General features: G+C 74.9%; 11 protein-coding genes. All 11 read right to left on the bottom strand.

Translation table 11 applies throughout. The annotated features are described in order from the left end of the window. Window positions 1-21: 21 nt before the first annotated feature. Window positions 22-261: a hypothetical protein gene (locus ACQEVZ_RS54235; protein ID WP_433383662.1), complete on the bottom strand. Its 240-nt coding sequence runs from the start codon at window positions 259-261 to the stop codon at window positions 22-24. A 222-nt stretch (window positions 262-483) separates the two neighbouring features. Continuing rightward, window positions 484-1,167 (bottom strand): class I SAM-dependent methyltransferase, encoded by a 684-nt coding sequence (locus ACQEVZ_RS54230; protein WP_433386173.1) that lies wholly within the window; start codon window positions 1,165-1,167, stop codon window positions 484-486. A gap of 5 nt (window positions 1,168-1,172) precedes the next feature. Next, window positions 1,173-1,961, bottom strand: coding sequence for a DUF2071 domain-containing protein (locus ACQEVZ_RS54225; RefSeq protein WP_433383660.1), 789 nt, complete (start codon window positions 1,959-1,961; stop codon window positions 1,173-1,175). Next, complete coding sequence (locus ACQEVZ_RS54220; protein ID WP_433383658.1) at window positions 1,958-2,854, bottom strand: methyltransferase domain-containing protein; 897 nt, start codon at window positions 2,852-2,854, stop codon at window positions 1,958-1,960. The genes ACQEVZ_RS54225 and ACQEVZ_RS54220 overlap by 4 nt, the downstream gene beginning before the upstream one ends. Beyond that, window positions 2,847-3,209, bottom strand: coding sequence for a DoxX-like family protein (locus ACQEVZ_RS54215; RefSeq protein WP_433383656.1), 363 nt, complete (start codon window positions 3,207-3,209; stop codon window positions 2,847-2,849). Before ACQEVZ_RS54215 ends, ACQEVZ_RS54220 begins: the two co-directional genes overlap by 8 nt. After that, entirely contained in the window at window positions 3,206-3,832 is a 627-nt protein-coding gene (locus ACQEVZ_RS54210) for a TetR/AcrR family transcriptional regulator (RefSeq protein ID WP_433383654.1), read from the bottom strand. The genes ACQEVZ_RS54215 and ACQEVZ_RS54210 overlap by 4 nt, the downstream gene beginning before the upstream one ends. Window positions 3,833-3,874: 42 nt before the next feature. Then, window positions 3,875-6,139 carry an ATP-dependent Clp protease ATP-binding subunit gene (locus ACQEVZ_RS54205; RefSeq protein WP_433383652.1) on the bottom strand — a complete coding sequence of 755 codons (2,265 nt, stop codon included), beginning with the start codon at window positions 6,137-6,139 and terminating at the stop codon, window positions 3,875-3,877. Window positions 6,140-6,560: 421 nt separating this feature from the next. After that, window positions 6,561-7,793, bottom strand: coding sequence for a hypothetical protein (locus tag ACQEVZ_RS54200; RefSeq protein ID WP_433383648.1), 1,233 nt, complete (start codon window positions 7,791-7,793; stop codon window positions 6,561-6,563). Between the two features lie 241 nt (window positions 7,794-8,034). Continuing rightward, entirely contained in the window at window positions 8,035-9,489 is a 1,455-nt protein-coding gene (locus ACQEVZ_RS54195; RefSeq protein ID WP_433383646.1) for a hypothetical protein, read from the bottom strand. Beyond that, entirely contained in the window at window positions 9,489-10,772 is a 1,284-nt protein-coding gene (locus ACQEVZ_RS54190; RefSeq protein ID WP_433383644.1) for a hypothetical protein, read from the bottom strand. Before ACQEVZ_RS54190 ends, ACQEVZ_RS54195 begins: the two co-directional genes overlap by 1 nt. A 65-nt stretch (window positions 10,773-10,837) precedes the next feature. After that, complete coding sequence (locus ACQEVZ_RS54185; protein WP_433383642.1) at window positions 10,838-12,442, bottom strand: DUF4331 domain-containing protein; 1,605 nt, start codon at window positions 12,440-12,442, stop codon at window positions 10,838-10,840. Between the last annotated feature and the right edge of the window lie 25 nt (window positions 12,443-12,467).

Here is a 12,467-nt window from a genome sequence, read left to right as displayed (position 1 = left end):
CGGCGGCCCCGCGCCGAGGTCCTAGCGTGTGAACAATGCCGCTGCGAACACGGCCACGATCCACGTCCAAAGTACGGTGAACCCGGCGTACCCGGCCCGGTGCAGCCGCGACCCGCGCCAGGTCCCGGGCGGGAACGCGACGAACTGCGCCGCCCACCGCAGCCCCCAGAACACGCACTCGGCGCCGAGCACGGCCGCCGGGACCCGCCCGGGCCGCAGGAGGTCGGCGGCGAGCAGCAGCGGGGCGAGACCGAGCAGCACGCACATCACCCCGATGAAGCCCGATGAAGAAGGTGTGGGTGTACAGCACGTGCCGGGTCAGCGGGTGCAGCGCCGCGAACTGCGGCCGCCACGCCAGGACGCGGGGCAGCGCCACGTGCGCGACGCCGAGGGCGACGAGGACCGCCCCGACCAGCCGCAGCTGCACCTCGACGGCCGTCACCGCCGTCGCGTCGACGGCCACCGCCGTCATGTCGATGGCGGTCACCGCCGGAACACCAGCGCCCGCACCAGGGGCGTCATCGTCGTCTCGCCCGCGAGGGTGAGCCGGGCGCCGCGGGCCAGCCCGAGCCACTCCCGGCGGGGGTAGAAGTGCCAGGCGCCCGGCCCGTACGCGGCGACGGTCGCCGCGCCGCGGCAGTGCTCGACGAGCACCAGGTGCCCGCCGGGGCGCAGGGCGCGGGCGACCTCGGCGAACAGCGCCGCCCGCTGCTCCGGGACCCGCAGCTCGTGCGCCGCGAACGCGAGGAACACGGCGTCCTGTCCGCCGTCGGCCACCGGCAGCGCGGTCACCCCGGCCGGGATCGCGCCGGCCGGCGGCGGGTGCAGCCGCCTGGCCCGCCGGACCGAGCCCTCGGTCATGATCACCGGGTCGAAGCAGTCGAGCACCGTCGGCTCGGCGTCCGGCAGCAGGCCGCGCAGCGCGGGGCTGATCTCGTCGAGGCCGGTGCTGATCACCGCGTACCGGCGCGGCGGCGGCACCAGGTCCAGCGCCCAGCGCCACTCGTACAGGCGGCTGCGGTCATACACCCACCAGGTGGCGGCGAGGCTCACCGCGACCCCGGCCGCGCCCGGCACCGCCAGGAGCCGCCACGGCCACGGCAGCGCCGCGGCGGCGACCAGCAGCACCGCCGCGACCAGGTACTTCGGCCAGTTGTAGCGGACCATGTGGATCACCGGGCGCTCCCGTCGAGGGCGCGGCGGACCCCGCGGTGCCAGCCGTAGTCGAGCCCGGCGACGTGGAACGCCTGCGCCAGGACCGGCGCCGTCCCTTCGAACGGGCCGCGCTCCAGGAACGTGCACCGGGTGACGCGGACCGCGACCGGCACCGGCGTCCAGGTGCTGCGGTGCGCCTTCACCACGACGATCCCGCCGTCCTCGGCGTCGAAGGTGTACGGCAGCGGCCCGGCGAACCTGCGGGCGGCGGTCGCGTCGGCGAACGGGGAGCCCGCCGGCAGCGGCGCGGGCGTGCCGTCCCGTGCCGGGGCGAGGTCGGCGGTGACGGTGAGGTCGGCGCCGCCGTCCCGGCTGTCGACCGTGGCGGTGAGCACGTCGCCGTCGACGGTGAGCCCGACCGTGCCGACGTGGTAGCGGTACCGGGTGAGCAGGTTCCCGGCGCGGGCGAGGGCGGGCCGGCCCGTGTCGCTGCGCAGGATGTACAGGCCGCGCATGGTCCTCCCGGCCGGCGTCGGGAACCTGGTGAAGATCCGGTAGCCGGTGAGCACGGCGTCGATGCCGAGCGCCGCGGGCAACGGCGCCGGCCGCAGCCCCTGCGTGGACACGATGCCGATCGCGACGAAGCCGTGGCTGCCGTGCGGGCCCTCGTACGTGTCGAGGGTCAGGCCGGGCGGCAGCAGCGGCGCCAGGACCGGGGCCGGCAGCGCATACGTGAGGACGAGCGAGTGCCCGAAGCGGGTGCGCATCGGCAGGGGGTGTCGTCGCAGGGCCTGCAGCATGGTCATGCTCCGGCGGTGAGGGGGTGGAGGCGGACGACGGCGCCCCAGAGCAGGGACCGGTCGGGCAGCGGGTCGCCGGGCAGCGGGGGCGTGTCGCGGAACGTCCGCAGCACGACCGGGCCGCCGGGCCGGACCCCGTGCCGCAGCGCCGCGGCGAGCTCGGCGGCGAACGCGGGCGGCGGGCCGTCGAGGACGTTGGAGAGGGTGGCGGCGTCGTACCAGCCGGGCGGCACCGACCGGAGGTGCTCGACGACGTCGGCGTGCACCCACTCGATGCCGCCCTCGATGTCGCCGGCCGCCGGTCCGGGTGGTGCGGCGGGGCACTCGCGGCCCAGGAGGAGGCGCCAGGCCCACGGGTTGGTGGCGTTCGGGTGGCCGGTCAGGCCCTGCTCGAGGCGGCGGCGCAGGACCCGGTCCATCCGGGGCGGCAGGGCGCGCCACAGGTCCCGCCGGACGAGTCCCGCGGAGGCGAACGCGAGCCGCATCAGCGCCCTGAGCGCGGGCCGGTCCAGTCGCTCCCGCCAGTGCGCGCGCTGCGCCTCGAGGTCGGCCAGGCGCAGGAACTCCGTCATCGCGGCGGGGCGCCAGCCGGGGACGACCAGGCCCGCGGCGCGGCGGGCGACGGCCTGGAGGCGCTCGGCGGTGCCGGTGACCGTGGGGCCGCCGGCGAGCCTGGCCCGCGCGTAGGCCAGCTGGGTGGCGCTGATGTCGACGGCCGTGACCCGGTGCCCGGCCCGGGCGAGGGCGGCCGCGGTGTCGCCGGCGGAGGCGATGGCGAGGACCCGCCCCGCCGGTGGGAACACGCTCAGCTCGGCGGCGGGGTCCTCGTACATGCGGCCGAACATCACCTGGGGGCGCCTGCCGACGGTGAGCCGGCCCCGCTGCCAGGGGTTACGCATCTGCGGTCTCCGGTGCCGCGAGGAGCCAGGCGAGGGCGAGGAGCGCGGCGTTCGCGGTGAGCATCCGGCCGGCGTCGGTGATGTGGTCCCGGGCGAAGAGCAGGCCGCCGGCGTTGAACGCGACCAGCAGCACCGTCTGCGTCACCGCCGCGGCCCGCGGCCACCGTCCGGTGAGGACCCAGGCCGCGAGGGCGACCTCCGCGAGGCCGATCCCCGTCAGGGCGGCGGGCCCGAGCAGCGGCGCCGCCGCGACGATCTTCTCCTGGTCGGGATCGCCGTGCAGGAGCTGGCACCACAGGCCCTCATACAGCCACACCGCCGCCACCGCGGCCCGCGCGGCGTGCTTCGCCTTCACCGGGCGGCCTTGCGGAGCTTCGCCTGCAGGGCGCGGCGGGCGACGGGGCCGAGGCCGTCGACGACCTCGACGAGGACGCCCAGGCGCTCCAGCGCGGCGACGGCGGTGGCCGCCCCGTCCGGGTCGACGCCGGTGAGGAGCTCCAGGCCGATGAACGTCGACGCGACCACCCTGGCCAGCCCCGGCACGTCGACGAGGTCGGCGACGGGGGAGGCGGCGGTGACCCGGTGCAGCACCGGCTCGATCTCGGCGATCCACAGCTTCAGGCAGGCGGCGACGGCCGGTGCGAGGCGCTTGTCGGTCTGGGCGCCGGCGAGCATCTGCGCGAGGATCGCGACGTTGCCCTCGGCCCGCTCGATCTGCTGCAGCTGCCGGCCGACGTCGAGGAGCTCGCCGATGCTCGACACGGCCGCGAACCGCTCCCGGTAGAGCGCGACCCGGCTCTCGGTCGCCTGCCGGCAGGCGACCGAGAGCAGCTGGTCGACGGTCCCGAAGTGGTAGAAGACGAGCGCCTGGTTGACGCCGGCCGCCGCGGCGATCGTCCGCGCCGACGCGCCCGCGAGGCCGTCGCTGCCGAGGACCTTGATCGCCCCGTCGACCAGGCGCTCCTTCGTGTCCGCCACCACGCACCCCATTCAGTTGAGCACTCGCTCAAGCCGTCGGGGCTATTTAAGCATTCGCTCAAGCTCCCGGGAAGTGACGAACGTGAGACCGTCCTCATCGTGGTCGATCGTGACCGTGTCGCCGGGGCGCAGCGCGCCGAGCAGGATCCGCTCCGACAGGGGGTCCTCGACCGCCCGCTGCACGGTGCGCCGCAGCGGCCGGGCGCCGAGCACCGGGTCGTGGCCGCGCGCCGCCAGGTGCGCGCGGGCCCGCGGCGTCACCGCCAGCCCGATGTCCTGGAGGGCGAGCCGCGCCGCCACGTCCAGCACGAGCCGGTCGACGATGCCTTCGACCTCCGCGGGGCCCAGCGGATGGAAGACGACGGTCTCGTCGATGCGGTTCAGGAACTCCGGCCGGAAGTGCTTGCGCAGCTCGTCGCCGACCCTGTCGTACATGGGCAGCGGCCCGTCGTGGAAGCCGGCCGGCCGGGTCAGGTCGCGGGTGCCCAGGTTGGTCGTGAGGATGAGCACGGTGTGCTTGAAGTCGACGACGCGGCCCTGGCCGTCGGTGAGCCGGCCGTCCTCCAGGATCTGCAGCAGCGTGTGGAACACGTCCGGGTGCGCCTTCTCCACCTCGTCGAACAGCACGACCGAGAACGGCCGCCGCCGGACCTGCTCGGTGAGCTGCCCGCCGTCGTCGTAGCCGACGTAGCCGGGCGGCGCGCCGACCAGCCGCGCCACCGTCGCCCGGTCGTGGAACTCCGACATGTCCAGCTGGATCAGCGCGTCCCGGGCGCCGAACAGGAACCCCGCGAGGGCCTTGGCCAGCGACGACTTCCCGACGCCGGACGGGCCGGCGAAGATGAACGACCCGGCGGGCCGGCGCGGGTCCTGCAGGCCGGCCCTGGTCCGGCGGATCGCCCGCGACACGGCGGCGACCGCCGCCTCCTGGCCGACGAGCTCCTCGTGCAGCGTCTGCTCCATCCGCAGCAGCCTGGCGCTCTCCTGCTCGGTGAGCCGCTGCACCGGGATGCCGGTCCACGCCGCCACCACGGCCGCGATCTCGTCCGCGTCGACCTGCCGCGCTTCCGACGTTCCGGTCTTGTTCGCGGCTCCGGCCCCGGTCTTGTTCGCGGCCCCGGCCTCGTCGATCAGGTCGATCGCCTTGTCCGGGAGGCGTCGGTCGGTGATGTACCGGTCGGCGAGCAGCGCCGCCGCCCGCAGCGCCGCGTCGGTGTACGTGACGCCGTGGTGCTCCGCGTACCGGTCGCGCAGGCCGCGCAGGATCAGCACGGTGTCCTCGGCGGTCGGCTCCGGCACCGCCACCGGGTGGAACCGCCGGTCCAGCGCGCCGTCCTTGGCGATGAACCTCCGGTACTCCTCGTCGGTGGTCGCCCCGATCGTCCGCAGCTCCCCGCGCGCCAGCAACGGCTTGAGCAGCGACGCGGCGTCGATGGCACCCTCGGCCGCGCCCGCGCCGACCAGGTTGTGGATCTCGTCGATGAACAGGATGATGTCGCCTCTGGTGCGGACCTCCCTGGTGACCTTCTTCAGCCGTTCCTCGAAGTCGCCGCGGTATCGGGAGCCGGCGACCAGCGCCCCCAGGTCGAGCGTGTACAGCTGCCGGTCCTTGAGCGAGGCCGGCACGTCACCGGCGACGATCCGCTGGGCCAGCCCCTCGACGACGGCGGTCTTGCCGACGCCGGGCGGCCCGGTCAGCACCGGGCTGTTCTTCCGGCGCCGCGACAGGACCCGGATGACCCGCTCCACCTCGGCGTCCCGCCCGATGACCGGGTCGAGCTGCCCGTCGCGGGCCGCGGCGGTCAGGTTGACGCCGAACTGGTCGAGCACCGTCACCGGCGGCGCGCTCTCCGGCGCCTTCGTGCTGGACGGGTGCCCGGCCAGCAGCTGGATGACCTGCGCCCGCAGCCGGTTGAGGTCGGCACCCAGCCGGACGAGCACCTGGGCCGCGACGCCCTCACCCTCCCGGACCAGCCCCAGCAGCAGGTGCTCGGGCCCGATGAAGTTGTGCCCGAGCTGGAGCGCCTCCCGCAACGCCAGCTCCAGGACCTTCTTCGCCCGCGGCGTGAACGGCACGTGCCCGCCCGGCGCCTGCCCACCCAGGCCGATCATCTCCTCGACCTGCCGCCGCACGTCCTCGAGCGACACCCCGAGCGCCTCGACGCTCCGCGCCGCGACGCCGTCGCCCTCCTGGATGAGCCCGAGCAGCAGATGCTCGGTCCCGATGGCATGGTGATTGAGAACCCGGGCTTCCTCCTGCGCCAGCACCACGGCACGTTTGGCCCGGTCGGTGAACCGCTCGAACATCGACGATCACGCCCTTCGCCTTCACGGCGTTCGGCGGGCCCACGCAGCCGCATCCCTTCGGATGCGCTGAGTCAGGGCCTCTTGACCGCCGCCGGAGGCGTGGGCTCCGTCGATCCGCGGCACGGGCAGGCGCGCTGCCCCCTCCACCATAACCGACCGCCGGCACCCCGTCGCCCCACCAACTCGGGCCGCCGATCAGGACGGGTGCGGATCCGGGTCGCCAGGGACGTCAGGATGATCGACCTGTCGGGGGATTGGGTTCGGACCGGCTCCGGACGCATTCAGCAGACCACCGACCCGCGTCGTCATCCTGAGCGGTTTCTGGTCGTGCCAACCGCCCCGGCGGTGTGGGCCGTCGTGCTGGTGCTGGCCGTCGTGCTGCCTGGGAGGCTGTCGGGTGGGGCCTCCTGCGCTGGGGCGGTCAGACCTGGAGGGCGGTGGCGGTGGACTCCTGGCGTGGCAGGACGATCAGGTCCTCGGGGCGCATCGTGTGGGTGGCGGGGTCGCCGTCGAGACGGATCTCGTAGCCGCGTGGTGGTCCTGCGGCGGCCCAGCGTGCTCCGATGATCGTGCCCGATGCCGGCGGGCCCGGGAGCGGCGCGCCTGCTGCCGGCGGATCCTGGGCGGCCTCACGTGCTTCCGGCCGGCCTTGGTCGGCCTTCCCTGCTGGCTGTCGAACCTGGGTGACCTCACGTGGTTGTGGCCGGGCCTGGGTGGTCGTGCCTGGTGCCGGTGGGGCGGGGGTGGTCGTGCCCGCGGCGGGACCCGTGGTCGCTGGGTGGGTGAGGCGGACCCTGGTGCCGGGGGCGTGGCCGTCGTCGGCGATGACGAGGAGGGCGTCGAGGATCTGGGCGGCGCCGGTCCAGGGGGCGCGGAGGACATACGGCTCGCCGTCCGGGCCCTCGACCGGCATCGTGAACATGCGGCACACCAGCGACAGCCGGTCGGCGTCGTGGCGGATGGCGGGGCTGGGGTTGGCCTGGCCTGACCGGAGGGCGTCCTCGACCCTGGCCCACAGGCCCGCGATCCCGTCGTCGAGGACGAGGCGGGCGGCGCGGTCCACCTCGGCGCACTCCATGTCGACGGCGGTCTCCTCGCCGAGCTCGGCGGTCCATGCAAGGTCCAGGGCGGCGGGCACGAGGCCCGGGGCCTCCCGCACCACCACCAGGTAGAGCATGGCGAGCAGGTCTTCGAGGCCGTCGCCGGCGTAACAGGGGCCCGCGTGGCTCTCGCCGGGTGGGAACCGCTCCACCAGGTGCGCCGCCCGCCCACCCGCGAGGCGTGCCGCCCGCCGCGTGTCGTGGATCTTCACGGCGGCGGGGCGTAGCTCCCGGGCGATGACGGTCCACCTGCCGGGCAGGCCGACCGGATACACCGTCCTGCCGAGGCTGGCCAGGGTCTCGCCCGGGCCGACGCCGAACCCCGCGAGCTGCCGCGCGGCCACCGAATATGCGACACCCGTCTGGGCCGCATGCGCCCTGATCGCCCGCCGCCGCTTCCGATCCCGCCGCGCCCGCCCGGTCCCGTCCTGCTGCTGCCGGTCCTGCTCTCCGCCGCTGCGCTGTTGCCCGCCGTCCCGCTGCCCGCCGCTGGGATGGCCGCCGTCCTGGGCGGGGTCAGGGGCTGGCTGGTGCTGGTCCTCTTCGTCTGGCATGGCGACCTCCGGCGTCGACCCACGCTCGCACCGATCGGACGGCGGGACCTCCGCCGGGCAGCCTGCACCACCGCGCTGAGTCTGAGACTCTTGGCCTCGGGTCACGGCAGGCGTGGGCAACCGTGTCGGGCTCAGGCAGGCGCTCTACCCACCACGACCATACCGCCGCACCGCCCCCCGAGCGCACCCCAAACCTGTTCGCCGACAGCGGACTGCCGGGCGGCGGGTCCGCCCCGCGTGGTCAGAGCGTGACGAGGGAGCGGACCGCCAGGGCGGAGCCGACGAGCAGGACCAGGGCCGCGGTGCCGGTGGGGGCGAGCCGGGTCAGGCGACCGCTGATCCGCAGGCGGGCGGGCCAGCGGTCGCGGATCTTGATGAGCAGCAGGCCGGCGGCGGTGAGGGTGGCGGCCATGCCGAAGCCGTACGCGAGCACGAGCAGCACACCGAACCACGTCCTGCCGAGGGCGACGGCGCCGAGGAGGACGACGAGGGCGGAAGGGCTCGGCACCAGGCCGCCGGCGATGCCCATGCCGACCAGCGCCAACCTGTGCGGGTGACCGTGGTCGTGCGCATGGTCATGGTCGTGGTCGTGGTCGTGGTCGTGCGAGCCCGAGCCGTGGGAGTGGGTGTGGGAATCAGCGCCGTGGGAGTGGGCGGCGGGCCCGTGGCTGTGGGAGTGGGCGGCGTGGGAGTGAGAGTGGGAGTGGTCATGGGAGGAGGCGCGGCGGGACAGGAGCATGGTCAGGCCGATCGTGGCGACCAGCACGCCGCTCGTCACGCCGAGCCAGCCCAGCACCGTCTCCCCGGCCAGCCCCGCCGCGGTGGTCAGGAGCAGGCCCAGCAGCAGGACGCCGCCGGTGTGGGTCAGGGTGACCGTGGCGCCGACGGTGAGCGCGTCCCGGGGGCGACCCGCGCGGCCCGCGAGGTACGCGGCCATCACCGTCTTCCCGTGCCCCGGCAGGGCGGCGTGCGCGGCGCCGAGGGCCAGCGCGAGCAGCACCGCCAGCACCCCGACCCACGGCGTCAGCGACCGCGAGGCCACCCATCCGCGCAGCTTCAGCTCCGCGGTCCCGGCCCAGCCGGGCAGGACCGGCGACGACAACGGTCCAGGGGGAGCCTGAGCGGCCGGGCCCGTGCTGCCCCCGGGTTCGAGTCGCAGTGTCGCCCGATGTACCGCCGGCGGAGAGCTGAGCAGGTCGGCAGGGTAGGACCGCAGCCCCGCGGAAGCCGAGACCGTCGGCAGCGGCGAGCCGACGATGTGCACCCCGGCCGCGACGGCGGTCAGCTCGCGCCACCCGACGCGGTCGGCGGCGAAGTCGTTGACGACGTCCACAGTGGACGGGCCGGAGACCGCGAAGGCCCCCGAGAACGCGCATTCCAGGCGGCTGGTACGCAGCCCGGCCGCACCGTCGGAGTAGGTGAAGGAGGACCGGTCGACCGTCCAGCCGACCGGGCGTCCGTCGACGGCGACCCGGAAGAGCGGCGCCACCGTCGTACACGAGGGGACTGACTGCAACGTGGGGAGCTCGGCCAGGTCGGCCACGTAGTCGACCGTGACGCGGTCGGGGTGGAAGGTCAGCGCGCCCAGCTGGTTGACGGAGAAGTTGCCCAGCGGGTGCGCCTGCGCGGTGCCGGGCCACAGCAGCGGCCCGCCCACGGCCAGGCACAGCAGGACCAGTGCGCGACGAAGCACCATCAGGACTCCAGGGTGGCGAGGGTCCGCACCGCGATCGGCGCGTCGACGGGGGAGAAGTGCGGGTTGAGCGCGAGCGCCAGCCGCAGCTGCACCCGGGCGGTCTCCCTGTCGCCGGCGGCGGAGGCGACCATGCCGTAGTGGTAGGCGAGGGCCGCGTCGACCTGCCCGAGCGCGTTGGCCCGCTTCGCGAACGGCAGCGCGGCGGCGGGGTCGCCGGCGGCCATCAGGGTCCACGCGACCATGTCGGCGACCTCGCCGAACTGGCGGCGGTCCCACTCGGCGACCGCGAGCCTGGCGGCGGTCACGGCGTCGCCGGTGGCGAGGGCGAGCGACGCCGCGCCGAGGTCGTCGGTGCCGCCGTTGGCGGTGAAGAGCGAGTGCGCGGCCCGGGCGAGGGCGAGCGACGGCCCGGGGTCACGCCCGGCGGCCCGCAGCATGCGCGCCTGGTCGAGCAGCGCGTCGACGGTCGGCGTGCGGGCGACCACCTTGGCGAGGTCGTCCAGCGCCGCGGTCAGGTCGCCGGCGGCCGCGTCGAGCTTGGCCTTGAGCTGCCAGAGTCCGACGGCGCCGGCGTCGGCGGCGAGGCCCAGGGACACGTGCCGGGCGGCGGTGGCCAGGTCGCCCGCCGCCCACGCCAGGCCGGCGAGGTGCTGGTGGCAGAACGCCACGTCGGCCGGCTCGGTGGCGGCGGCGAGGGCGAGCCGCATGAGCGCGACCGCCTCGGTCCGCTTGCCGTGCTGTTCGAGGTCGTACGACCCGCGGGTGTACGAGCCGAGCCCCGGCCGCAGGTCGAGCATCCGCTGGACGGCGGCGGTCGCGGCGTCGGGGTGCCCGAGCTGGGTCTCGGCGTCGGCGAGGACGCCGTAGGCGGTGTCGGACCACGCGTTGACGGCGAGGGCCCGGTTGGCGAGCTCGCGCGCGCCGGCGAAGTCGTGGCGGGCGTTGGCGAGCGCGCCGAGCCCGGTGAGCGCGTCCGCGTTGCCGTCGGGGCGGACCTCGAGGGACCTGCGCAGCGCGCCCTCGGCCTTCGGGTAGTAGGCGGGGTCGGCGCTGACCCGGGCCTGCTCCAGGTACGCCTCGCCGAGCGCGGCCCACGCGGTCCAGTCGCCCGGCACCTCGCGCAGCCGCTCCTGGTGCGCCGCGATCGCCGCGGCGAGCCGGCCTGTCGACTGTGGACGGTCGGGCTCGACGAAGGCCGGCGACGGGCGCCGCCCGATCAGCGCGCCGAGGCCCAACAGCAGCGTCGCAGCCAGTACGACACCCAACACCATGCGAACCCGCATGACTCCTCCTCCCGGGAGATGAAGGGGGCGCGCCACGCGCACGAAGCGCGCCCCCGGGGAACGGGTCAGGGCTGGACGGACCCGCGGCGCCGCCGCCACCAGCCGACGAAGAGCAGGGTGCCGAGGCCGGCCGCGATCGCCGACGTGCTGACCGCGACGGCCGTCATGCCGGTGCCCGACTCGAACGCCGACGGCGTGGTGGCCGGCTGCGCCGCGACGGACGCGGACGCGGCGGCGGACGGCCGCACCGGGGACGGCGCCGAGCCGTTGGGCAGCGCCACGTACGGGAACTGCGCACCGAACGCGTTGTCGTTCGCGTCCACCTTGTCGCCGGTGGCCAGGGCGTCGACGAGCTTGCCGGTCAGCGCCGCGCCCTCGACCGCCTGCACGGCGATGTCGACGACGTCGTCGGTGAGCCGCCGGCCGTTCGGGAAGCCCTGCAGGTCGCCGGCGAGCACGCCGAGCCGGTTGGGCTGCGCGGCGACCGGCACGCCGAGGTTGAGCCGCAGCATCTCCGACGGCCGGAAGTCGGCCGCGACGACGTCGGCGTTGTTGAGTTGCGAGTTGAGGTCGGCCTTGATCGGCCCGCCGGCCTTGGTCGTGATGCCGGTCAGGAAGATCTCGACGAGGTCGTTGCGGGGTGCGGCGGGCGCCGGCACCTTGTAGATGCCCTCGATGAGCTTCGGCAGCTCGGGGTCGGTGACCCGGGCGACGACGGCGGGGATGCCGGCGTCCTGGTCGGGGCTGATCGAGTTGAACGCGTCCTTCAGCGACGCCGGCACGACGACCTCGTTGACCAGCGGGTTGCCCAGCCGGGACACCTGCACCTTCTCGCCGGTGACAGGGCCGGACTGCCCGGTGACGCGGGTCTTGGCCCGCTCGGTGGTCGTCCAGATCCCGATGACCGGGTTGCGCTTCACGTCGCCCTTGAGCGCCACGTCGGAGAACGGCACCTGCAGCGCGATCGTGTTGACGTTGTAGCCGGCGAGGGTGTCCTGCCCGACCTCGCTCAGGTCGCCGCCGTACAGCAGGTCGAACACCCGCAGGTCCAGGAAGAACGGGTCGTCGGCCTGGCCGGCGTAGACGTTCCAGCCGCCGGGGAGCCGCTTGTCGGCCTCGCCGCGCAGCTTCGCGTAGTCGGGCATCGTGGCCTTGCCGACCCGGGACGGCGCGACCGGCGCGCCGGTGACCCGCGTCTTGAAGGGCTCGCCGTGGAACGAGGACTCCAGCGTGTACGTCTGGCGGAAGAGCAGGTTCTCGTCGTCGATCGAGGTGACGGGACCGTTGGCGTAGAGGAACGTGTCGCCGCCGCGGCGGTCGATGTTCTGGAACGTCCAGCGGAACACCGCGTCGGCCTTCGCGTCGCCGTCGCTGTCGACGTTGATGTTGTAGACGGCGTCGGTGGCGAAGGGGAAGAAGTTCGGGCCGCCGTCCGGTGCCGAGAACGGCTGCCAGTTGGCGATGAAGGTGACGTACCCGGCCCGTTCGGGGCTGACGAACGCGTACAGGTCGGTGTTGTCGACGGCAGGGTCGGCGGCGACGAGCGGCGCCTCCCGGTGGCTCGAGGCCGACGACGTGCCGGGCCCGAGGCCGGCGAACGCCACACCGGCCGCCACGAGCGCGGCCGCGGTGGCGCGCCACCGGCGGCCTGCCCGGGTTGGAGTGGTCATCTGCGTGGTCCCCTCGCGTCTGGAG

The organism is Dactylosporangium sp. CA-152071 (genome assembly GCF_050936335.1).
Taxonomy (GTDB): domain Bacteria; phylum Actinomycetota; class Actinomycetes; order Mycobacteriales; family Micromonosporaceae; genus Dactylosporangium; species Dactylosporangium maewongense.
The sequence above is the reverse complement of the archived record's forward strand: the minus strand, read 5'-3'. Positions and strand labels throughout refer to the sequence as shown.